Source organism: Clostridioides sp. ZZV15-6598 (assembly GCF_020657705.1).
Classification (GTDB): Bacteria; Bacillota; Clostridia; order Peptostreptococcales; family Peptostreptococcaceae; genus Clostridioides; species Clostridioides difficile_F.
The window spans coordinates 1-25,708 of sequence record NZ_JAGWCS010000021.1; the positions used below are offsets into that span (position 1 = coordinate 1).

Consider the following 25,708-nt stretch of genomic DNA (forward strand, 5'->3'; position numbering starts at 1 on the left):
GTGATGGTATTATATATTTATTATTTATTAAATTAAAGTTATTATTGATGATACAATTATTTAAAGTTTCAAATCTGTATAGATAACACCCTTCAACTCTTGTAAATGTATTTCTATTACTATTGTCTCCCAAACCTAAAGTTCCATATCCATTGCTACCACACGCCCAGATACTAGCATCATTTTTGATTATAAATGTGCTACCAGCACCACATATTATTTCTTTAACATTATCTATATCAACTTTTATAAATACATTTCTATCAATAGTGTCCCCTAAGCCTAACTCCCCATAAGCATTTAAACCACATGACCAGATGGTGTTGTCATTTTTCAATATGAATGTATGATTCCTACCACATATAATTTCTTTAACATTATCTACATCCACCTTTGTAAATACATTTCTATCAATAGTGTCCCCTAAGCCTAACTCCCCATTGCTATTATAACCACATGCCCAGACTGTATTATCATTTTTAATTATAAATGTATAATTTTCGCCACTTATAATATCTTTAACATTATCAATTTCAGCTTTAGTAAATACTTTTCTGACAGTAGTATCACCTAGACCTAATTGCCCAGCAGAATTAAAACCACATACCCAGACTGTATTGTCATTTTTCAATATGCATGTATGGTTACCTCCACATACAATTTTTTTAACATTATCTATATCAACTTTTGCAAAGGCATCTCTCTGAATAGTATCCCCTAGCCCCAACTGACCATTAGAATTATTACCACATGTCCAGACTGTATTATCATTTTTAATTATAAATGTATGATATATCCCACATATTATATTCTTAACATTATCTATATCAACTTTTGTAAAAGTATTTTTATTATTTCTATTACTTAAACCTAAAGCTCCATATTCGCCTTGACCACATGCCCAGACTGTATTATCATTTTTAATTATAAATGTATGATACACCCCACATATAACATCTTTTATGTTGTCTATGTTGACTTTTGTAAAGGATTTTTTATTTTCATTATCACCTAAACCTAAAGCACCATAAGCACCTTGACCACATGTCCATAATGTATTATCATTTTTTAGTGCATAAGAAGAATATCCTGTTACCATTTTATAATTATTTACATTTTGGGGTAGGCTATTTTTTAATTCTATATCAACTTTTGTAAATACATATCTTTGGGTAGTGTTCCCTAAACCTAACTCCCCCTGTGAATTATCACCTGTGCAAAAAATCCCCCCATCTTTTTTAATTATAAATGTATGAGTACCTCCACATATTACATTTTTTACGTTGTCTACGCTGATGTAAGTAAATACTTTTCTGTGAGCAGTATCCCCTAGCCCCAACTGACCATTAGAATTATTGCCACACGCCCAGATACTAGCATCATTTTTCAATATGAATGTATGGTTACCCCCACATATTACCTCTTTTACGTTGTCTATGTTAACCTTTGTAAAAGTATTTGTACTAGTAATACCTTCTAAACCTAATTGCCCATAAGAATTTTGACCACATGCCCAGACTGTATTATCAGATTTTAATATAAATGTATAAGCTGCACCACATGCAATCTTTTTAACATTGTCTAGGCTAATCTTTGTAAATGCATTTCTTTGAGTAATACCTTCTAAGCCTAATTGCCCAGCAGAATTTTGACCACATGCCCAGACTGTATTATCATTTTTAATTATAAATGTATGATAACCTCCACATATTACCTCTTTTACGTTGTCTATGTTAACTTTAGTAAATACTTCTTTACGAGTACTATCTCCTAACCCTAACTCCCCATTGCTATTATAACCACATGCCCAGACTGTATTGTCATTTTTGATTATAAATGTATGGTGAATATCACATATTACATTCTTAACATTATCTATATTCACCTTTGTAAATACATTTCTTTGAGTGCTATCGCCTAAACCTAACCCTCCATAAGAATTATAGCCACTCGCCCAGATTGTGTTATCATTTTTAATTATAAATGTATGATTTTCGCCACATATAACATCTTTAACATTATCTACATCCACCTTTGTAAATACATTTCTGACAGTAGTATCACCTAGACCTAATTCTCCATTTCTATTATAACCACATGCCCAGACTGTATTATCAGATTTTAATATAAATGTATATTGACCCCCACATACTATTTTATCTTTTTTATTTATTATTAAATATTCACCATTATCTTTTAACAAATATGTGCCTATATTTATATTTACACTTTTGCTAAATCCTATATAATCATTATTTTTATACTCTTCAAAAGTTGTAAAATTATCTATATTATTAAGAAGGTGTTGACATCCTATTTGCCCTTTTTTATTATCACCTGTAAATAATATTTTATTATCAGTTTTTTTTATAAATGTATGATAATAACCACATATAACATCTTTAACATTATCTACATCCACCTTTGTAAATACTTTTCTGTGAGTAGTATCCCCTAGCCCTAGCTCTCCTTCATTATTATAACCGCATGACCAGATTGTATTGTCATTTTTAATTATAAATACATGATAACCTCCACATGCTATATCTTTAACATTATCTATATTGACTTTTGTAAAGGAATTTCTATTAGTAGTATCACCTAATCCTAAAGCTCCATGAGCATTGTAACCACATGACCAAATTGTATTATCATTTTTTATAACATATGTAGAATTATTAACTACAATCTTTTTAACATTATCTATATCAACTTTTGTAAATACATATCTTTGAGTAGTGTCCCCTAAACCTAAAGTTCCATTCGCATTGCTACCACATGACCAGATACTACTATCATTTTTGATTATAAATGTGCTACCAGCACCACATATTATTTCTTTTACATTATCTATATCAACTTTTGTAAAAGTATTTCTATTCTCAGCGTTACCTAAGCCTAATTGCCCATTGCTATTTAAACCACATGTCCAGATTGTGTTATCATTCTTTATTATAAAAGTATGATTGTTACCACATATGATTTCTTTAACATTATTTATATCAATCTTAGTAAATGTATTTCTTTGAGTAGTGTCGCCAAGTCCTAACTCTCCGTTATTATTATAACCACATGATAAGACACTTCCATCATTTTTTAATATGAATGTACTAGAATATCCACATGCAATCTTTTTAACATTATCTATATCTACTTTTGTAAATACATTTCTTTGAGCGTTATCTCCTAACCCTAACTGCCCCTGTGAATTATCACCTGTGCAAAAAATCCCCCCATCTTTTTTTATGGCAAAAGTGAAATTTCCTCCATATGTAATTTCTACAAAATCATAATTATCAAAATCTTTATCAAATTCATTAAAATATATGTCTGTATCTAAATATCTTCCACGTTGTAGAATTTTATTTTCTTTCATTAAATCATTCCTTTCTATTTAACTTCATAAGAATACTTTTCAAGTTCTATAGTATTTGTTCCAACCTCTGTACTGGTGTTTGAAATAGTTTCTATAAAATTATCATCTAGTTCATGTATGTATTTGACCTTATAACAAGAAAAAGGAATGTCTATTCTATTAAAAATAACATTCCCATCATTCCCAAATATTCTTTTTCTTTCTGTATCTAACCTCAATCCATAAATTGATAAAATACTTTTTGAATCTGTTAAATTATCATACCACTGACCTACTTCATCTACTGCTCCAGATTCTAATTCTAGGTAAATTAATATATCTAAAACTTTATTAGACAAAGTATCATATTTAGATTTCAAAGAGTCTATTTGCTCTTTTACATTTCCACCAGTTTCAAGAGCTTTTACACTAGCATCTAATTCATTTACTGCATCAGATATATTTTTAGATACTGTAGTTAACTCACTTGAACCTGTTTTATCTTGTATTAAATTTATTTTTTCTAAATTAGAAGCTATATTTGCTTTATTTTCATTTATTTTTTCTAAACTTTCAGATGCCTTCTCATCAATTTTTGCATCTGTTTTAACACTAGAATATGCACTATTTAGTGTTGTTATATTATCATTTATTGTAAACGGTGTGACTTCTTTATTGGTATTACCATTTACAACAGTCACTTTTACACTTATTGCTAATTCATTAAATATTTCTATTGTATTATTATCTATGATAGTATAAGAATTAGTCATACTCTTTTTAATTGCTTCATTAAGTATTGCTACATATATATTTTCTGTGACTAAGTTATGATTAACTATAAGTTTAAAGTATTCTTCATCAGCAATCCAATCAGATTCAGAATAAGATTTACTAAAAGCTATATTAGTTGCAGCCGAACTCATTTCAGCTATTTTTTCATATACTTTATCAAAATCATATGTAAATCTTTCTTTCAATGTATTTTTTTGAGTTCCATCGTAAGCTTCTCTTGTTTGTATTATTTCTCCTGTTGTATTTGTACTTTCCAACTCTTCAAATCTTTGTTCAAATTCAGTTAATTTATTAGATACAGTTGTTGTCATATCTGTTTTAGCAGTATCCACTTCAACAATCTTGTTGTCAACTTCAACTATTTTAGTATCTACTTCATTTATCTTATTATTAGTTTCAACTATTTTATCATCAATTTGTTTTTGTTGTTCTTTTAATTTATTATCTAGCGTTATATCAACCTCATTAAATTTTTCATCAGTTTTATCAATTAATTCTTTTTCCATTCTTTTTATAGAATTTTGCCTATCTATTTCTTGTGTTTTTCTTACTTCTTCATTTTCTTTTCTTACTAGTTCATTAGCTTCTCTTGTTTCTTCGCTTGTTTTTCTTACTTCTTCACTTTCTCTTCTTACTAGTTCATTAGCTTCTCTTGTTTCTTCGCTTGTTTTTCTTACTTCTTCACTTTCTTTTCTTACTAATTCATTAGCTTCTCTTGTTTCTTCACTTGTTTTTCTTACTTCTTCACTTTCTTTTCTTACTAGTTCATTAGCTTCTCTTGTTTCTTCGCTTGTTTTTCTTACTTCTTCATTTTCTTTTCTTACTAGTTCATTAGCTTCTCTTGTTTCTTCACTTGTTTTTCTTATTTCTTCATTTTCTTTTCTTACCAGTTCATTAGCTTCTCTTATTTCTTCCTGTTCTTCTATCAAATTTTCTAAATTTTCAACTCTAGTAACTAGAATATCATTGTCTTTTAAGACTTCTTTGACTTGACTTATTAATAATACTAAAACACCAAATTCATCTGCATTTTCAATATCATCATCATTTACAAGCCCTTCTTCTACTCTATAATAAAATCTTGGAGATTCTAAAGACCCCTCACTATTTATAGCCATAATTGTGAACGGGTTTATACCTGCACCCTTTAAAGCTTCTCTGGTAAGTGGGACTTCTACTTCTCCATCTTTTGCATTTAATATATTACATTGAGCATCTACCTTATTACCTGTATTCTTCCAAATATTTGCTATAACATCATAGTTACTTAAATCCATAATTTTTCCATTGTTTTTTAGCTGTACATTAATAAATGCTGTATTAATGTCATTTTCACTGTATATCATTTTTTTCACTACATTTTTTCTATTTTCGTACTCTGAAAAATCTATTTCTAAAAAATATTGTTTTACTTCATAGTCTCTGTTTCGCATTGTTCAACACCCTCTACATTTTCAGATAGTTTTTTAAGCGATATAATATTTTCTTCTAATTCTTTTATTTTTTTATCTTTGTCTTTTATTTCTATATCTTTTTGCATTGCTATACTCTTATAGAGCAACATATTAGACATACTCTTATTCAATTCTTCTTGTACATTCTCATACAGAATTTTAAAATCTACATCCATTTTTTATTCTCCTTTACTTTGTAATCCTATATTTTTTTCTAATTCTTTTATTTTATTTTCTAATTCTTCTCTTTTCAATACTTCTTCTTTTAACGCTGCTGCTATAATAGTTGTATATCCAGATACGCTAAATTTCAGCCCTTCATCGTTATAATCATAAACAAACATCTTACCAATTTTTGTATCTTTTATATCATTTGCTATAAATCCAATTTGTTGGTTATTCTCTTCTTCACTGAAATTTTTATAATTAAATGTAGCTATTTTTAAATCATTTTTTAAAAATTCCAGAAAAGGTGTTTCTATATTCATTGAGAAAGACCTTCTTTTTGTCATACTTATATAATTAATATTTTCCTTGAACCTGTTATCCGATGTACTTCTAACATCATCACACCTTAATGTATCGCAGTAAACATTTCTCCATGTGTTATAGCTTTGCCCTAAATCGGTTCGGCTTTGGTCTGGGAAGAATGAATATGGGTCATTAGTAAAACAAAATCTTGCATTTCCAGTTTTTATAAAAGCATCATCTTGTTTTACTTGTAACCTTACCTCTCCATCAACAAATATGTTTGCTCCATATCTGTTTATAAATAAATAGTTTTCATTATATTTTAATCTTACTGCACTTCCTTTTACAGCCCCATTGCTTTCTTGTGCATCTAAACATATAGTTGCACTGCTATCTTCAAACAGACGAATAATAGGGTCATGACCTCTTGGAGTTGTTAAGCAGTCACATGCTATAGAGCCATTCAAAATTGTTATCCCATCATAGTTAATAGTCACAGAAGCTGAACTTATTTTATTAAAAGCTATCCTTACACTATCATATTTTTGTTCTATTAAAGAACTAAATTCTCCTTTACTAACTTTTAATGCTATTTCATCAGACAATATTTTGATTTCAGATTTTATATTTTTTTCTGTTTCTTGTACACTCATAGTAATTTGATTAGATTTCATATTAAAATTCGCTAATTCTTCTGATATACTTCCACCTGCACCAAGCAAAATTATATTATCAATAACATTTTTTAATTCATTTATTTTTATATTATATTTAGAAAAAGCATTTATAACTAAAACCTTGTCGCTAGGAGTTGCGACACTATCTGCTATAGCTGAATTTATTACAGTTTTCAAATTGTCATGAGCTTCATTTAAAGCATTTTTAGCATTATTTATATTTAATTTTCCAGTTGTGTCAACATTTTTATCACATATTAAAATTACTTTTTCAATTTGCACGTATAGCAATTTTTTCTTATCATCAATAATAGTATTTTGAATATTTATTTCTGTTTTTTCTTCATTAGTTACTTTATCATCCTTGAAATATTCTGTTATCTTAGAGCTATACAAGCCAATTGCTGCATTTAATTCTATGATATTTTTATTAACATTTTCTCTTAGTTCATTTATTTCTTTATTATCTGTAAAATCTTTTCTAACACTTTTAACACTAGCGTCTATTTCATCAGATTTTAACTCTAATTTTGTTATATTTTCTTTTATCTTTGTATCTTCTTCTTTTAAATCTCCTATTGTCGTTTTTACTCCTGTTATATCTGTTTCTATAGAAACAAATCTTTTGTCATTTTCCTCATTTTTTTCATATAATCCATAAATGTGTTTTTCAATAGACTTTATAGAATCCCCATCAAAAGATATACTGAAATTTGAATCTTCACTTTGTGGAACTATATTATGCATACCATTTGTATTAGTTATTACAAGAAATTTCTCATTAGAATTATCAGATAAAATATCTGAATCTTCTAGTTCATAAGGATTCTTTCTATTCCAATATATATATTTCATACAAGAATATTTTTCTGCAACATTGTAAACTTCATCATAGTAATGCACTATTATCCCAGTTACACGAACATATGAAAAAGTAGGGCTATTATCTAATACAGCCAATAATTTTCACCCCTTTTTAGATATTTCTATTTTTTCTTATTTTATTGTATTTCTGTTGTATCAATAAGTATTTTTTAGACTCTAAAACTTGAAGTGACTCTTTTGCCATTTTTAGATAATCTGAGATAGTTTTTATATCATCATTTTTCAATTTTTTATTTGATAATTCTATTGTCAAACTATTAGGATTAAATTTTTGAGAGTAGCCTACAAAATATATTAGTTTTTTTATACTCTCTTTATAACTATAAAGTTCTATTACATCACCAAGTCCTAATATGCCATCCCAATGTTGCCTGCCATTATCTAAAATTCTATCTAAAAAATTTATTATATCTATCGACCATTCACTTGTTGGCTTACATTTTAATTCTAAAATTCTTTCACCAGCTTTTATTAAATCTTCAACTTTAATAAAAGCTGAATTAGTATATGTATCATAATACACAAACTCTTTCAGCTCTTCTAATAATTCATCATTAAATATTAATTTTCCACCTTCATCTGTTGCAGTTTCACGCTTACAAAGTAAATTTACATTATCTATACTTTTTCTTAGATTTTCAATTTCTTCTTCTAAATTTCTTACAGCAACTTCTAGTATTACTTTTTCATCATTTTTTTTAGTTATCTCTGCTATAATTCTAGCTAAATTAATATCATCTTTTGATGCTTCATATGCTCTCTTTTCACCTTGTAAACCTGTTATAAATGCATAAACAAGTTGTAATTCATTTTTTTTATCTGTCAATTCATTGCTTTTACTACTTTTTAAATCTGCTAATGCTCTCCAGTGTACTTTTCTTTTTTTTACCATTTCTTCATATACATTTATTGCTTCCATTAGTTCTGAACTCATTTCTCCATTTTCTATAAAGTAAGAATAATTTTCAATGTAGGGATACCCTGTTTCAGTAGCATCTATTATGTCCATTTCTTCATTTCCTTCAAGTTTCAACCTTGTTACTATATCATTTGTATTCAAAGTTTTTTCAATAGATTTTATGTAATTATCCTCCGTTAATGTTATTTTTACTTCATCTCCAAAACTATCTATATTATATAAATTAACTAGTTTATTGAAGGTATCAAATTCAATAACACAATTAAATTCTTCTTTTATATTTTTTGTAATAAAGTCATACCAATTTGTATTTACGCTTTCTTGCCATCTGATTTTTTCTTGTTTACTTCCATCTTCTAATACATCATATGCTATATCTTCATCTACATGACCTAGCTGCCATCCTGTTTCATTTTTCATGTAATCATTCAATGAAAATATTTCGTTTTCTTCCTCTGCTGTAAATAGCTGTATATTTATATTTTCTATGTTTATATCTACTTTTGATAATTTAATTTCTCTTGAATATGCTTTAACTACTTTACTTTTATAATTATCTTCTTTTATTTCTTTTATAACAAAATACTCTTTATTATTAATACATATAAATCTTTCGTTTTTAGTCATATCATATATAATATTTATTTTTCTTTTCAATGTATCTCTATCAAAAACATATTTTGTTATTGTAAATTCTAACTCGTCAATACCATCAATTTTCCTAGTCAGAGAATTTAAACAATATCTTGGTATTTGTCCAATTATATTTTTATTAACTTTATGTAGTGTTATATTATAATCTTTTTTAATTTCTTTTAAATTAATTTTCTCTCTTAAAATAAGTATCACCTCATTATTGATTAAGTTAAAACAGGATATTTTGACTTTATTGTTAGTTTACAATTACCTATAATTTTTAATTTATTTTCTCCTATTTTTAATCTTAACCAATTTCTATTACATTTTTCAAATCTACTTTTACCTTCTGTATTAATTACTGTACAATATAAATTATCTATTGTTACTTTTTCATTTTTTTCTATCCCTGCAATTTCAAATTGTCCATCTTCTATACTAGTATTTTTTATTATATTTACAGTAGATTCATCCCCTAGATTAGTTATTTCAAATATAGGCATATAATCTTCTTGCATATTACTTTTATTATTTATAATTATTTTTCTTTCAATATTTTCTTTTATTGTAATTGATTTAACATCTGATTTATAAGCAAAATTTGTAAATGGCTGGAATGTAACTTCAAGATAACCTTCCATATTATCAGTAAATTTCTTTGTTATTTTAGTTACTCTTACATAATAAGTAAGTTCAACATTATCTTCACTGATAAATTCTACAAAATCATCTGTTTTAATCCATGTGTAGATTTCTTCTATATCATAATCAGACCACCTTTTGGGAACATAATTTCCATCTACTAAACATATTTTTAATACTATTTCATTAGTATCTTTTTCCCCTTTAAAAAAAGTTGGATTATCATTATAACTTTTTACTTTTTCTATTGTTTCAGAGTACACAAATCCATAATCACTGAATATGTCATTATTTGATTCTGTAATCAAAATTACACTCATTGAATCACTAGTTCTTTTATTTAAAATAAATTTTTCTGAAATAAACAATTTTTATCTCCTTTTTTATTTAACAATTTCTTTTGCAAAATCATTTAGTGCTTCCTTTACAGTTTTATCAATAATTTTTTGTAAATCTGGTATGGAATCTTTTGTAGCATTTTCTATCACAATCAGCGGTTTACTAGGATTAAAAATAATTTGATTATTATTAGTAGTATTATTGTTTAGCATGCGACTAGTCGGTTGACTATATCTTTGAGAATTATAGTCTAAAGATTTTAAATTTGTATTAAATTCTTTTACTCCTAATTTTTCATTTATTTCTGCTATATTTTCCATTTTTTCAAGAGCTTCATCCAGTTTGTCTAGCCATTCAGTTTTTATTTTATCACCTGCGATAGTTAGACCATCTTGGTATTTGTTTATAAATTCAATCATGGTATCCTGTAAATCTTTTACATTACCATCTATATCCGTAAAAATTCCACTATCCAATACCTTTTTTACTATCTCCGCAAGCTTTGTATCAGAAAATTTTTCTTCAAGATTTTTGACTGTTTCTTCTACTTCATTTTCTAATCTTTCACTTTCTTTGTCAAACATATTATTTACTTGTTTATCAAGATTATCTTGCACTAATTTTTCTAGCTTTTTCTGCTCTTCTTGCAATTTTTTTTCTAAATCTTGTACTCTTTTTTGACCAGACAAACTTGTATCTTTTCTAGCTTTTTCTAAGTCTTTTTCTATTTTTGCAATAGCATCTTTTTGCTCTTTTTCATCATTCTTATAATTCATTTCTTCTCTTGCATCATTATAAGCTTTTTTCTCTTTATTAAGAGCATCTGTTCTTTTCTTTAATTCTTCATCAATTAATTTTTTTCTTTCTTCAACCTGCTTTTTATATATGTCTGTTATTTCTTTTTCTACATCTGTGATAGTGTTTAATTGTTCTTCATATAGCTTTTTTTGTTCTTCTTTTAAATCTGCTATTGCTCCAGTTATTCCTTCAAGCTCTCGTTGTGCAGATGGTATTTTTTCTAATAATAAATCTAAATACCCTTTTGCAAGTTCTTCCGCTTCTTCAAAATCTTTGTTTTCTTCTTTCAACTTTTGTAATTGCTGTATATAATTAGAAATATCTCCATTATCCCTAAATTCAAATCCTAATTTTTGTAATTTACCTTTAAGCTGATTTTGGACTTGTTTCATATACTCAGTTGTTTCAGTTAATTCTTTATTATACTTTTTTTGTAACTCTATTTTTTTCTTAATTATTTCTTCTTTTTCTTCTGTAGATGCATTTTTTAATTTTACATCTAACATATCTAATTCATTTTTCACTTGCTGAACATCTTTGTACATAGATGTCCATGTCGATTCCATGAATAATTTTTCTTGCTCTCTTTTTACATTTTTTATACTTTGTTCATTCTCTTTAATCTTTTGATTAAGTTCATTCCACTGACCTATGCACTCTGGTAAACTGGTTAAAGTAACCTTTATATATTCATCATAAAGTTTTTGTATTTCTTCCAGACTATTCTTTTCTTTTTCAGCTTTTTTTTGCAATGAATCACTATTCTTATCTTTTGCTTTTTCAGCTTTTTCTTCTAAGTCTGCAACTATTTTCTTTTTCTTTAATATTTCCTCTTCATAATTTGTTGAATTTCCGTCACTATTAAATTTTAGTCCTTTTTGTTCAAGTGCAGATTTATAATAATTTTTTTGTCTTATTAATTTATCTTCTAAATCTTTTTGTACCTCTGCCTGCTCTTTGTACAATTCATTTTGTTTTTGTAGATATTTTATTTTATCTGCATCAGTTGCATTTTCTGCTAACTTATCTAGTCTAGTTAATTCATTATTTATTTTTTGTAGTCTATTTTCTAATTCTTGCAATAAATTAACATCATATTTTAATGCTTCTGATATATCTTTCCCAGTTATTGCAATTGTTGTTGAATTAGTAAGTCCCCTCAATTGAGGTATTATATTTTCTCTTGTAGCTGGCATTGGCGAATCATTTAATAATGCAGGTGCAGGTATCGCTTTTTCTATTGGTAATGATGCAGGTTTCCCAGTCTCATTTTTTTCTGTTTTTTCTGTTGTTGTAACATTCTTATTAACTTGTACATTTGCTGTCATTGATGTTGTAAATGACCTTGCGTAACTAGCCTTATATGAATCTATCTTACGCATCAAGCCCGATATATTTTTAGCTGCTTGTGCTGTTTCTGCTCTAAATGTTGTTGTTATAGTTTTTCCACCATATTTACTTTTGTAACTAGCTACTTTTTTATCTAAACCAGTAACATTTTTAGCTGCTTGTGCTGTTTCTGTTTTAAATACTAATTGTTTAACTTTTACTTTACTAAATTGATTTATCTTTGTTATTAACCCACTTACATTTTTAGCTGCTTGTGCCGTCTTTGCTGTTATACTTATTTCATATTTACCGTTTCCTACTTCTTTTGCTTTAGTTGCTAATTGATTCAGTTGTTCAGCTGTACCTTCGACCCCTTTAGCTTCTACCGTCTGTACATGCTTCTTTCCATCATTTTTTGATGCTTCTTCATTTGTTTTTTTAGCATCCTTTTCACTTTTTTCAGCACCTTCAACTTTCATTTTTTGCGTAGAGGTCTGACCTTTATTTTTATCTACTTCTTGATTAGTACCCTCAGCTTTTTCTTTACTTTCCTCAGCACCTTCAACTTTCATTTTTTGCGTAGAGGTTTGACCTTTATTTTTGTTAGTTTCTTTATTGGTTTCTTTTGCTTTTTCTAAACCTTCTATTTTTATATTATATTTCTGTGCAATTTCTGGATTATCTTTTAAATATTTAATTATATCATCATAATTTTTTGCTTTATTAATCGCTTCTGTATTATCTAATATAAATTTCGTTCTAACATCTTCTGGTATTTTATCAAATATTTCTCCAACTAGTTTAACTTTATCAGAATTTATATCTCCATTTTCAATTGCAACATTAATTTTAGCTGATACTTTATCTTGTGCGAATTTATCTTTTATTTTTTGTTCAACATCATCTGTCTTGACATTTGATGTGTCAATTTCACCTTCTGTAATTTCCAAATCTTCTGTTACTTTTACTTTGTCACCTTTGAACAGCTTATCTGCTTCCGCCTGTAAATTATCAAAGTTAGGATTTTCTTGTTGTAGTTCAAACAATAAATCTGCTGTAAATTTTATAACTTCTTCCGAATTAGTTATATTTCCATTTGCATCTTTTTTTATTAAGCTATTTACAAAATTTCTAACATCTTCTGGTATGTTCTGGTCATTAGTAAAATCAATAACAGTCTGTATGTCTACCTCTTCTTTTCCTGTTATCTGTAGACCTTCAAGAGCAGCATTTAATGCTTCATATTGTTGTTGCACTGCAACAGCTAAACTGTCACCAGCTTCTAATTGCTGTCTGGTTCTATTGAACTTTTTAAGAAAAACATCTGTTGAATCACTAGTTTTTAAAAACTCTTTATCTAAAGTTGTTAGCAAACTTACCCAATCGCTGGATTGTGTTCCTGTTTTATCAGCAATAGTTTTAGCCAAATCTTGCATTTTTTTATTATAAGAATTTAAATTTCCATCTTTAGCTAATGCATTATTAGCTCCTTCAATTTCTTTTTTAACATCAGATAAATTTATTTTCCCAGCTGATGCTGATTTAAATAATTTATTCATAGCATTTTCTGCATTAGATAATTGTTCTTGTGTCTTTATTCCACTAAAATCTAAAATACCTTTTAGGTCATCAAACTGTTTTTTAGCATCATTATTTTCGCTAGACTTAAAACTACTACTAGACTTTACAGTAGCAAATACACCTTCTTCAATTTCTTGTGCTACTTTCTTAGCTTCTTCTAAACTTCTTTCATTTTCTTTTTGTGCATCTTGTGTCAATTTTTCTCTTTTTCTTAAATGTTCATTATATTTTTGTATATATTTTTCTCTGTCTTTGCCTTCTGAATTTCTTATTTTACCACGTAAAATTACACCATCTTTTTCTAACTTTGCAATATCATCATTGTACTTTTTTTGTGTAGTTATAATTTTTTCGCTATCTGTTTGGTATGAATCTGCTGCCTTCCCTGTAAGTTTATTACCATCTTTCCCTCTTTTACCAGCCTGTTTATCGACAGCAATTTCTGCATTATCCATTTTATCAAAATTTATAAGACGTTCTTTTTTCTCTATTGCTCTATCTAGTTCAGAACATAACTCTGTAGCTGAACCTTTCATTTTTAAAATTGGATTACCTTCCTCATCATATCCAGATATTAATTCTGGCATTATCTCAGCGATTTCTTTAGTTAATGTTTTTAACCTTTCAGCTTCTTCTGAACTTAATTTCGATTTGCCTTTTAACTTGTCATACTCTTGAGCTATATATCCAATTTTTTGTCGTGATTCTTCATAGCTTTTCTTTTCTCTATCTAATGTTTCAATATTCTTTTTTCTTTGTTCATATGCTTTACTATCTGCAACACTATAGTCATGTAAGGCTTTTGTAGCTAATACAATCCCACCTGCTGCTAACAGTGCAAAAGCACCTTGTAGAGTAAATAGCTTAGGAATTAAAGCTCCAACCTTTGCTGCTAATCCTCCAAAACCACTAGCCCCTAAAGCTGTTGTAGCTGCCTTAATTTGCCCCATTAAATTAGTTAAATGACTACTAACAATTATAAGTTGACCAAAAACCATTAAAACAGGTGCAAGTGCTACAGCTATAGCTGCCATTTTGACTATGTTTTGTTGGGAAGATTCTCCAAGATTAGTAAACCAGTTAGATAACTCAGTGATTTTTTGTATAAGACTTGCAAGAACTGGTTCCATTGCTTTAAATGCTTTTATTCCAGCACCTTCTAAAGCTGATTTCATATTTATAATTGAACCACCTAAATTGTCTTTCATGGTTGTAGCAACTTCCATCAATGACCCTTTAGAATTTTTCAAACTTTTTTCTAAATCGTCATATTCATCATTTACACCTGCCAGCAACTTCATTAATGTATCATATTGTGTCTTACCACCTATCATAGTTGCAAAACGTGTTCTTTCTTCTTCTGTTAATTTTGTTGTTTCATCAGATGTTACACCTAGTGCATTACTCATTTCTTTTAAAACTTTAACTGTATCTTTTTGTTTGCCCTCTGAATCAAATAAAGATATATTTAATGCATCTAACGCTTTTCCTGCTCGTCCATTTTCTCCTATTATATTTGAAAATACACTTATTAACGCATTTCCAGCTTCACTTGCTTTTGTTCCTCTATTAGCTAATATTCCAATTAATGCTCCAGACTGTTCCAATGGCATATTCAGATTTTTAAATATACCCCCTGCAACAACATATGCTTCTAGCATTTGTTGCATATTAGTATTAGATTTTCTTTGTGCTTGTGCTGTTATATCTAAATATTTAGTAAAATCTTGACTTGCAATTCCAGCACTTGCCATACTATCTGTAACCAAATCAGAACATAATGCTAAGTCCATACCACCAGCTTCTGCCGCCCTTAGAACAGGTTCTATCCTTGACAAAGATGTTTCTACATCCCAACCAGCAAGGCTTAAATATGTTAAACCATTCGCTGCTTGTGCTGCTGAAAATGAAGTTCTAGCTCCAAGGTCTTGTGCCTTTTCTTGTAGTTTTTGAAATGAAACACTACTTTTATCTGCAATTCCTGCTGTTGCTTGTAGTTTAGACATGCTTGTATCAAAGTTAACGCCTGCTTTTGCTGCTGCTATCCCTAACATCCCGAGTGGCATAGATACATACATACCTAGACTCATTCCAACGCTTTTCAAGTTTTGTCCAGCCGTTAGTAACGAGCGGCTTAACGTTGTGAAAGGCATTTGTCTAAGTTGTGCTGATAATCTTGTTATATTTGCACTAGTCTGGTTGAGTTCCGCTTGATAACCATTCAAAGCAGTTTCAGCTTGTTTTATTTCTATTTCTTGTTTATTATAAGCATCTTTTAATCTATATAATTCTTGTGTGAGTTGTTGTGCTTCATGTGAATTTTTACCATAATACGCTGCTACTTGGCTTAAAATACTTTCAGTTTTCCTAATCTCAGCACCAAGTTGTGCATGTTTTTGTTTATTTTGATTTAATTCATTATTTAATTTGTTAAATTCAGCTTGATATATTGCTAATCTAGCTTTATTTGATTGTATTTTACTTCCCAGCTGATTCATTTCATTCCCAAGTCTTTGAAAATATGACCCACTTTGTGCAAGTTCTGCCCCAAGTCTACCGAACTCTGATTCTGTTAATCTCGCTTGACTATTCAATCTACTCAGTTTTTGGTCAATAGTTAATGTTTTATTTCCAAGTTCTTGAAATTTTTGACCTGTTTGTGTTAATTCTGTTCTAAGTCTACTAATTGTACTTTTAGTTTGGTTTATATTACTTCCTAATCTACTTAACTTTTCAGCGTTTTTTTGTACAAGTTGAGCTTGTTTTTTCCATTCATTAGAATTTTTACCTAGTGTACTTTCTAAACTATCCAGCTTGGCTTTTTGCGTGGTTAAAGTAGATTGCAAACTTTTATACTGATTTTTTTGACTCTCTAATTTTTTATTATACAAATCAATCTGTTTTGCAAGCTTTTGCATCTTAGCACCAAGACCAACAAAACTATTTTCAAATTGTTTATTACCTTGTGCTGCTGTTTTAAATTCTCTATCTAAATTACCTATCTCTTTATTTATTGCACTGATTTGTTTAGTAAAGTTATTTGCTTCTAATGCTAACGTGACCGATAGCTTTTCTATCTCCTCTGACATTTAACCACCACCTTTTTTACATAAATTCTGTAGAATTAACAATCTCAACATTCTTTTTTTCTTTATCTACACCTTTAAATTTTCCATGTGCATCAAGTTGTGAAAATAATTTTTTTGGTGTAGTTTTTAAAAAATCTCGAACTGGTCTTTTTAATACTGTAGTCCACAAATATTCTAAGTACTCAAAGTCTCAATCATCTTGTTTTTCTTCTATATCCTCAATTTCATCTTCACCATTATTTTTTTCTTTTGCTGGCATAGCTTTCTCAAGTAACAAATTTAAATATTCATGTATTTTGGGCATTTCTCTAAACTTTAAATTTGTTATTATATCTTCTCTATTCAATTGTTTGTGACACCTTAATATAGACTGTATAATTAATTCATTTACCACCATAAAATCGCCTTTACCAACCCATTTCAAAACTTCTGGTACTGTCATAAAATCATTTCTTAACTTAAAAAAATGCTGTGTTTCTGCTATCGCTCCCATATCCAGCCTAGCATCATACACAACACTTTCTTCATTTAACTTAATTGTTATCTTATCATCTATCATATTTTTACCTTTCTGGAATTTGTATTTTTTTGAACCACTTATCTAAAATTTCTTTTTCTCCATTTTTTGTGTCCATCGAAAAAAAGGTTAATTTAAATTTTTTGTCAACAAACACATTAAAATTTAATTCTCTTTTACTACTACTTCTTTTTGCTGTATCTGTTTCAGCTAAAATACTATCTATATCAAAAATAACATTATATATACAGTAATAAATAATTGCTCCATCACGTCTTTTTCTTGTAAATAACAATCTTAAATTGTTTGGTTTTATACTATCTTCAACAACTATTCCATTTTTATATCTTTTAAAATTCCATATTAATTCTTCTTCATCTGCTGTTAATCCCAATAAATTCAGTTTCCCTGTGCCAGTTACTTTACCATAAAAAATTATGTTTTCATTTCCACCACATTTCATAATTTTGTAAGATTGTTTTAATTCTATACTTACAGAAATGCCACCTAATATTCTTTTAGGAACAGAATTTTCATCTATTTCACATAAATGTATGTTATCAAAACCATGTATAATTTTTTCTTTATAATTCATTTCTTCACCTTTAATTAAATATGGAGGGTTTATAAGCCCTCCATATTATTTTTATGATTCTGGAGTATTCTCCACTGTTTTTTTTGGAACTTGAACTGTTTTATACCAGTTTTCAATCATTTCTTGACTTACATTTTCATCTTTTGTATCTACTGTGTAATAAAAATAGTTTTTACCATCAACACTTGCTATAGCTGGTAATGAAGTAAAGTCTAATTCAACAATCTCCTTTTCTTTCTTTTCTTCTATCGTAGTAGCATTAATTCCGGTTGGTTTAAATTGTGTATTATATATTACATTTAAAATTTTCCCACCGTCTCTTTTTTGTTGTTCGAATAGAATCGCTAAGTTGGGCATTTGCATATTAGTAGACAGCCCCCATCCTCCAGACATATTATCTCCACCGAAAATTAATGCTTTTTCATCCATTAACAATCCCAAAGTTGACATTTTTCCAGAACCATTTGAAACATTCATATCGTTATCAACAGCCATATCGTCCGCATAAGTTATATCCTCATTTACCTCATATGTTGATTCGACTTTTTTTCCACCTAATATGGGAATTGGAACAGCAAAAGTTCCATCGTCGTTTACTTTTGCGACATGTATGTTTTTAAGACCAGATATTATTTTACTTTTATAATTTTTTTCTGCTTTTGGCATATTCTATTACCTTCTTCCTTTTTTATTTTTGCATAAAAAATGTGTCCAATTTGGACACCTCAACAATTTTATTATTATTCATCTTTTTCATATAAGAAGTCGAATGTTTTACCATAAAACTCGCCTTCTTTTCTATCTACTACTGATTTAAGATAAAAATCATTTTCTTTCATTTTATTTTTTATATCTTCATATAAATCAATATCACTAGGATTTTTGTACCAAAAAGATAATTGTATATTATATGTAGTAGCTATATAATCATCATCATACAAATTTTGTTCAAGTCTATTTTCATTGTAAATAGAAAAAATAACATACTTATCTTTCTTGCAATTGGCTTCCAAATAATAACAATTTATATTTAAGCTTTTCATTATTTTATGGATTAATTCATTTATCATTTTTTACTCCACATTTAACCTTTTAATGATTCTTTAAGTATTTCTTTTATTTTTGTACTTGCTTCTCCTATTTTCATTTTCCAAGCTTTTTGTATCCATCCATTTCCTGCCATCTTTTCAGTGCCATAATTTTGATAATACCCATATGTAGCTGACCTGTCTTTATTATGTGCTATTCCTATATCTACTTTTTTATCAGCTCCAGAACCTCTTTTATCAAAAACGCCTAGGGATTGCAACAGATTTCCTGTTAAAATAGGTACAGTCTCTTTCTGACCATTTAGAAGCACCTCTGAACCTCCATCTAATGCTTTGTCCACTACTTCATTACTTACTTTTTTCTCTAAATTTTCTAATTTCTGTTGTAATGTTGAAAAACCGTTTCATTCCATACTCATTTTATTCACATCCTACTAAGATACAAGTTTACATTTAAAGTCAACAAACGTATGTTTATTTTCAAAATCAGAAATATAAATTATATCATAATTTTTATTTTTATATTTAATTCTATATTTTTTAGTACTTTCTGCATCTTCTATTATCAATTTTACTTTTTCTGAATATCTTATAGTAAAAGTTACTATATTTTCGCTAGATGTAGCTTTTGCAGATATATATTCTTTACCACTTATAGCTTTAAAATCTGACCAACAGTTGTAATATACTTGCCAATCTTCAAGCGGGAATCCCATTTCATCTGTATCATTCTCAGAAATTTTTTCTATAGTTATTCTACAATCTAACATTTTCTTCTACTCTCTTTTCTAATTGCAATTGATTTATTATAGGGGTTATACCATATACAATTTCTGAATTTTTATTACTTACTATACCTTTATTATCATAAAAATGTAAAACTAGTTTCTTTATAGCTAAAAAATATAATTTATTTTCATAATCTTTTCTAACTCCTGCATTTTTCAAATATTCTTCGCAAGCTTCTTTCAGTTCTCTTATTTCCTGTTCTGAACAATCATCTAGCCTACAATATAATTTTATAGAATCTAGTATTTCACTTTCTTCCAACATGCCCACCTACTTTACTTCTTGTGTTTTTTTCATGCTTCTAGCTTTTAACATCTTAGTAATTTCTAGCTGACCTTCTCCTTCTGGAAGGTCTGGTCTAGGGTGTATTGCTTTTTACTGTCGCTAGTCTAAAAGCAGATTTCATTTTAATTTTATGGTCTAAATATGCAGTTAAAACAAAGCTTTCTATACCAGTTTTAACATTTTTATCTCTATCATAATACATTTCTAAATCATAATTGAAATGAGAATACCTAAAATCTCCTACTACTGGTATTGTAGCTAAATCACAAAAAATTACTGGCGCTCCTAATACTAATTCTGGTTGAGTTGTATACAAGCTTGAGTTTCCATTAGCTAAATTCTTGATTATTTTAAAATAATCAATTTTTCTCATAACAATACTAGCATTTTCTGAATAATCGTCTTCTAAATCTGCAAGACAACTTATTATTGACTCGAACATTGTGTCTTCCTCTATTGCTTTTATTAGAAATGGGTTTCCACTTTCTGTTGATTTTTTATAAAAAGAGGCTTCTGTTGGATTACTTATTTCAAAAGCCACCTTTTTTTCTTTTTTAGCTAAACCACTTTGTAATCCTGCATCCACAACTTGAACTAAATTTGTTTCTGTGCCTTTTAGAATTGTTTCTGTTATATCGCAAAAAACTTTAAATTTATTTCTACTAAAAGATACATTCGCTCCATCTGCTTTTAATTCTTTCGCTGATGCTGTATCTGAATCTAAGTAATCATCATCATCTAAAGAGAATGTAATTTTGGGTATTTCTAAATTAGTTATATTTGTCATTGTTGAAATTCCTCGCAATGGATTTTTTGCCAGTGGTTCATATAACAATTCATTTGTCATTGTAACAGGGAGCATTTTATTGCCTCCTCCAAGTGCTTCTCCATCCCCAAGTACATTTTTTATCTCTTTTGTTACTTCTTTGCCAGCCATTACATTTCTTATCAACTCTGCCTTTGCTTTTATTTTCTTGTCTTTTTCATTGTTACCAAAATTTTTATTTTTATTTTGAGCAGCAATTTTTTGAGCTTCTTTTTCATCCATTTCTTTTATTTTATTTTTTATACCTTCAAATCTTTCTTCCAAATCTCTTACTGTAGTTTCTTGTTCCTTTCTTTCTTGTGCTGTTGTTTTTACATCCACATACATATTTGTTAATTTGTCACTTTCAGTTTTTAATTGTGCTTTTACCCCTTCTTCCATCTGTTGTAACTTAAATCTATTCATTTCCATTATAAAATCACTCCTTATTTTGTTTTATTTTTTATTCTTTCTATTAATAATTTAGTTTCTTTACTCATGACTGGTAACATTGAATTATTATTAATCTCATTTATTTGATTCGGTATATTTCTGTACTTATTAAAATAGTCAGAAGAACATGCGACTGTATTTACAGTTCCTTCTAATTCTATTTCAAAATATCTAGCTGCTTCTTCTCCAGTTAACCAAGTTTCATTATTTATTAAATCATTTATTTCTTCTTCTTTGATATTTGATTTTGCTTTTGTCATATATACATTTAAAATTGATTTCTGACATGTGTCTAGTACCTCAATTTCTTTTTTAAAATCATCTGCATTGCCTCCACACCAACTTAAAGGTTTATGTATCATTAACAATGCATTTTCTGGCATAACAATACGATTACCAGCCATGGCAATTACACTCGCTATACTTGCTGCTAATCCATCTATATATGTAGTTATATTCGCATTGTATCTTTTTAATTGATTATATATAGCAAGTCCAGCGAACGCAGACCCACCACCAGAATTTAAATGTACATTTATGTTTTGTATTCCTTCTAACTCTTTCAAAAACTTACTAATATCGCTAGGACATTTATCATCCTCATAATATTCGCTTATCCAACTTTCAGAAACAATATCTCCATAAAAAAACAACTCTGCACTATTTTCATCTTGATTTTTTATTTCTATACTTCCAACATTCTTTAAATCATTAGATTGTAAATCTTTATTTTTTAATTCTAATATTTTATTTTTCATTTAATCACCTCCCCTCAAGTTATTTTTATTAGACAATAGTAAATGTAAATCTTTAATTTTTATTAAATCTCTACTTACCATCAAATCATCACCACCTTGTTTTGGAGGTCTATCTTCTAGTTCTCGTATTTCGTTAGGTGTTAATCCTCCACACCTAACCATTTTTTGGTAAAATTCGCCACGAGTTTTCATATCTGCTCTAGCAAATCCGCTTAAATTGAATTTGATTTCATATCTATTTCTATCAATAGTAGTTAAGCATTTTTTATTAAATTCTTGTTCATACATTCGTATAATTGGTAATATTGTATCAACTAAGTACTCTAAGTCTGCCTGTTCAGAACTTGAATATGTTTGTTTCCCAGCATATAACTTGTGTGCTGGCATGGTAAAAACTCTTGCCACCCTACTTACAGTTATTTCTTCAACTTCAAAAATTTTAGGGTCGATAAAAGATTTATTTTTTAACTCTTCAAGTGATTTTCCATTGTCTAAATATATAATTCCTTTGTCCATATAATTTTTAATCATTTCATGATATTCAGTTAATTTTTCTTTACTTAAATTACCAGAGATTTTAAAAGCATATTTAGCATCTATATTATTAGAAAGTTGTGCTAAACTTAATTCTTTTACTTCTCTATCATAATTCAAAGTGTTTTTTAAGACACTAATTGGACTTATTCCATGTTCTGAACCTTCTTTTATATGATTAACAGATATTATATGACTACTATGAAAATAGTTATCTCCATCTTTTGTCGATATTCTATACCATAATTCTTTTGTGTCTGTATCAAGAATAGGTGTTACAAAATCAGAATCTAATACCCAAATATCAGTTATGTTATCGTAATAATCATATTCTTTGATTGCATAAGCACTGCCTTTTGTATTTCTTATCACTTCCATTAATCTTATAAATTCAAACATAGTATCATTTTTGTTAAATCCATCTCTAAGCATACCAGCAATATAATGTTCGCTTGGTTTAACTTTTTCATAGCCATTTCTAAGACTAATCGGAACACTAGCAATTGAATTAGCTAACATTGTAATTGCTGCAAAGATAGTTTCATTACTTGCCAAAGTGTCATTGCAAAATGAAAATGGGCTGCTTTTATTTTTTTGTCCTATTTTTACACTTGGTGTTCCGAATCTTAGATTCCTTAACCAGTTCATTATTCCCACTTTTTCTTATTCTCCTTTAATTAATCTGGTACATATGCAATGTCCGCATTTTGTTTTACATCTTCAAAGTACATTTTCCAACCATCAACAACTGAATCTATTGGGTCTATTCTATTTTCTTGTTCTAATTTATCAACTTTTATTTCTCCAAAACTGTTTTTTGTTGTAGTTGCATTTATAGCACTCCATTTAAATAATTTATTTTTTCTATTATATAAAACTTGACCTGCTTTCATAGATAGTTTAAAGTCTACTGTTGCATCATTTAGTGACCTAGCACTTTGCGGTACATCTATCAAATCGCAACCTAGAAAATCTAAGTCTGATATAAAAGCACTTGCGTTGTGGTTATCATATGCACATTTTATTACATTTATTTCATAGTCTGTTAATATATCTTCTAAATGTTTTATTATAAATTTATAGTCTGTTTTAATAGCAAAAGCTCCTGTAGTTAGCGTTAAAAGCCCTTCATTAACCCACATTCGGTACGGTGCTTCATCTGTTTGTTCATGTTCGATAATTCTTAGTTCTGGCATAAATGAATGACTATAAATATAAACTTTTCCATCTTCAATAGGGAATATTAATGCTATAGAAGTTAAATCTCCACCACTTGACAAATCTATACCTAAATAACATTCTTTACCTCTCATATCTTCAAGAGTTAAGTCACATGCACATATTTCAAGCCATTTAGCATCAAGATATTTTCCATCTTTATATGTAACCCAAATATTTAACCACTTTGTCATGAAGTCCATGAGTTCGCTTCCACCTTTTTCTTTAGCATCTATTGCGACTTCACTCATTTTTGCAACTTCATACATGTTTATACTATCATCTTCATTTAAAAGTAATAATGGATTTGACTTTACCCAATTATGGTAATCCCATATATCATCCTCTTTGTCCATCTCAGCAATATATATAAATAAACTTTCTTTAGTTATAGCTCCAGATAATATTTTTTTACAAAAAGTATAATGTTCATAACAATAGCTGTTCAAATCAAAACCTGCTGTAGTTATAGCTAATATCAGAGCATTGTTGACTCTTCTTTGACCACCTAGAAGTAATTTATATACTTGATTAGTTTTATGTGCATGCAATTCATCTGGTATTGCTAATATCGAACGAAATCCATCCAAACTTTTTGTATCTCTTCCAATCGGTTTTATTGTTGTACCTGTCATTCCTGCAATTATTTCATAATCAGAACGTTTTATTTTATACATTTCTTTTAAATCTTCGTCTGCCAATATAAACTTTTCTATTTCTTCCCAAACAATTCTAGCTTGCTCTTTTTTGGTAGCTGCACAAATAATTTTCCCTTTTATATATGTAGAAAAATTACTTGTTTTTATACTTTTAGCTCCAGATAAAAAAGACTTTCCATTTTGTCTAGCAAGCTGGACATATGCTTCTCTAAATCTTACATATCCAGTTCTTTTTTCAATCCAACCTTCTAAACTGCCTAAAATAAAATCTTGAAATCCTCGTGTTTTTAAAGTTTGTACTTCATCGCCCTCTAAAATAGTAAGTTCATTGTAAAGGTCAAGTGCCTCTTCTGATGCTTCAACATCCCATTTATATTTAAACTCTTTTGTTTTACTTCTTTTTAAATCTTCTAAATGTCTTTTACATGCTAAAATAACACTTTCACCAGCTATTATTTTTTTAGCAACTACTTTTTTTGCATATTCTGTTACTCTATCCTTTTTTCTTTTTGACATTATGTTCCTACTTTTATGAATTTAGCAAATTTATTTTCCTTTGAATTTTCATTTTCTGGAACAACTAACTTTAATCTATCTGTAGTCGCTAAACCTAGTTTAGTAGAACATTTTAATATCAATTCAGCATATTTAAATTTCGCAGTTGCATAAGGACTTATTTTTTCTGTATCTTTTCCAGAAACAGTATGACCTGTTTTTTCTATATACTCTTTCAATTTAATATAATTACTATATGCATCACTGTACATCAAAACGATTGGTAGGTCTAAGTTATCCCATAAATCAATTTTTCCAGCTTCTTCTACTACTCTTGAAAACTCTTTATATGCTAAAATATCACTATTTAAATGTTCTGGGACTGTTACTAAATCATCTCTATCAAGTTTTATTTGTTTTTCTACATTTTGCCGAGTCTGTTTTTCTTTTTTAGTTAAATGTTTTTTAGTTGTAGATGTCATTTGTTTTTTTCTTCCCATTTTTACACCTCCAATCTTTTTAAATTTGTGCAAAAAAATAATAGCTATCAGCTATTTTCTAAAAATGATTTATTTTCTTGC

19 protein-coding genes and 1 pseudogene are annotated in these 25,708 nt (G+C 28.4%); all 20 read right to left on the reverse strand.

Annotation, left to right across the window (positions count from 1 at the left end; genetic code table 11):
* Positions 1 to 3,376: RCC1 domain-containing protein (locus KGF50_RS06220; protein ID WP_413926795.1), on the reverse strand; the 3,376-nt coding region annotated here is incomplete at its 3' end.
* Positions 3,377 to 3,390: 14 nt separating this feature from the next.
* Positions 3,391 to 5,583 carry a BppU family phage baseplate upper protein gene (locus KGF50_RS06225; RefSeq protein WP_227847278.1) on the reverse strand — a complete coding sequence of 731 codons (2,193 nt, stop codon included), beginning with the start codon at positions 5,581 to 5,583 and terminating at the stop codon, positions 3,391 to 3,393.
* Positions 5,559 to 5,780 (reverse strand): hypothetical protein, encoded by a 222-nt coding sequence (locus KGF50_RS06230; RefSeq protein ID WP_021382691.1) that lies wholly within the window; start codon positions 5,778 to 5,780, stop codon positions 5,559 to 5,561. Before KGF50_RS06230 ends, KGF50_RS06225 begins: the two co-directional genes overlap by 25 nt.
* A gap of 3 nt (positions 5,781 to 5,783) precedes the next feature.
* Entirely contained in the window at positions 5,784 to 7,712 is a 1,929-nt protein-coding gene (locus KGF50_RS06235) for a tail fiber domain-containing protein (protein WP_227847279.1), read from the reverse strand.
* A gap of 16 nt (positions 7,713 to 7,728) precedes the next feature.
* Positions 7,729 to 9,405 carry a phage tail protein gene (locus KGF50_RS06240; RefSeq protein WP_227847280.1) on the reverse strand — a complete coding sequence of 559 codons (1,677 nt, stop codon included), beginning with the start codon at positions 9,403 to 9,405 and terminating at the stop codon, positions 7,729 to 7,731.
* A gap of 11 nt (positions 9,406 to 9,416) precedes the next feature.
* Positions 9,417 to 10,202, reverse strand: coding sequence for a phage tail domain-containing protein (locus KGF50_RS06245; protein ID WP_021382684.1), 786 nt, complete (start codon positions 10,200 to 10,202; stop codon positions 9,417 to 9,419).
* Between the two features lie 15 nt (positions 10,203 to 10,217).
* Positions 10,218 to 16,970, reverse strand: coding sequence for a phage tail tape measure protein (locus KGF50_RS06250; RefSeq protein WP_227847281.1), 6,753 nt, complete (start codon positions 16,968 to 16,970; stop codon positions 10,218 to 10,220).
* Positions 16,971 to 16,986: 16 nt separating this feature from the next.
* Positions 16,987 to 17,139, reverse strand: coding sequence for a hypothetical protein (locus KGF50_RS06255; RefSeq protein WP_021382702.1), 153 nt, complete (start codon positions 17,137 to 17,139; stop codon positions 16,987 to 16,989).
* Between the two features lie 21 nt (positions 17,140 to 17,160).
* A complete protein-coding gene (locus KGF50_RS06260) occupies positions 17,161 to 17,529 on the reverse strand; it encodes a hypothetical protein (RefSeq protein ID WP_227433298.1) in 369 nt (122 codons plus the stop codon).
* Between the two features lie 4 nt (positions 17,530 to 17,533).
* A complete protein-coding gene (locus KGF50_RS06265) occupies positions 17,534 to 18,082 on the reverse strand; it encodes a major tail protein (protein WP_227847282.1) in 549 nt (182 codons plus the stop codon).
* Positions 18,083 to 18,133: 51 nt separating this feature from the next.
* Positions 18,134 to 18,748 (reverse strand): major tail protein, encoded by a 615-nt coding sequence (locus KGF50_RS06270; protein ID WP_227847283.1) that lies wholly within the window; start codon positions 18,746 to 18,748, stop codon positions 18,134 to 18,136.
* Between the two features lie 74 nt (positions 18,749 to 18,822).
* Positions 18,823 to 19,152, reverse strand: a complete 330-nt coding sequence (locus KGF50_RS06275) for a hypothetical protein (RefSeq protein WP_227847284.1) — start codon at positions 19,150 to 19,152, stop codon at positions 18,823 to 18,825.
* A 14-nt stretch (positions 19,153 to 19,166) separates the two neighbouring features.
* A pseudogene (locus tag KGF50_RS06280) lies at positions 19,167 to 19,520 on the reverse strand (HK97-gp10 family putative phage morphogenesis protein); the annotation flags it as partial.
* A 45-nt stretch (positions 19,521 to 19,565) separates the two neighbouring features.
* A complete protein-coding gene (locus KGF50_RS06285) occupies positions 19,566 to 19,901 on the reverse strand; it encodes a phage head closure protein (protein WP_227847285.1) in 336 nt (111 codons plus the stop codon).
* Entirely contained in the window at positions 19,888 to 20,181 is a 294-nt protein-coding gene (locus tag KGF50_RS06290; RefSeq protein WP_227847286.1) for a head-tail connector protein, read from the reverse strand. Before KGF50_RS06290 ends, KGF50_RS06285 begins: the two co-directional genes overlap by 14 nt.
* Positions 20,182 to 20,278: 97 nt before the next feature.
* On the reverse strand, positions 20,279 to 21,442 hold the full coding sequence (locus tag KGF50_RS06295) for a phage major capsid protein (protein WP_227847287.1): 1,164 nt from the start codon (positions 21,440 to 21,442) through the stop codon (positions 20,279 to 20,281).
* A 14-nt stretch (positions 21,443 to 21,456) separates the two neighbouring features.
* A complete protein-coding gene (locus KGF50_RS06300; RefSeq protein WP_227847288.1) occupies positions 21,457 to 22,221 on the reverse strand; it encodes a head maturation protease, ClpP-related in 765 nt (254 codons plus the stop codon).
* Entirely contained in the window at positions 22,222 to 23,403 is a 1,182-nt protein-coding gene (locus KGF50_RS06305; RefSeq protein ID WP_227847316.1) for a phage portal protein, read from the reverse strand.
* Positions 23,404 to 23,432: 29 nt separating this feature from the next.
* Positions 23,433 to 25,148: a terminase TerL endonuclease subunit gene (locus KGF50_RS06310; protein WP_227847289.1), complete on the reverse strand. Its 1,716-nt coding sequence runs from the start codon at positions 25,146 to 25,148 to the stop codon at positions 23,433 to 23,435.
* Complete coding sequence (locus KGF50_RS06315; protein WP_227847290.1) at positions 25,148 to 25,627, reverse strand: phage terminase small subunit P27 family; 480 nt, start codon at positions 25,625 to 25,627, stop codon at positions 25,148 to 25,150. The genes KGF50_RS06310 and KGF50_RS06315 overlap by 1 nt, the downstream gene beginning before the upstream one ends.
* Positions 25,628 to 25,708 lie beyond the last annotated feature (81 nt).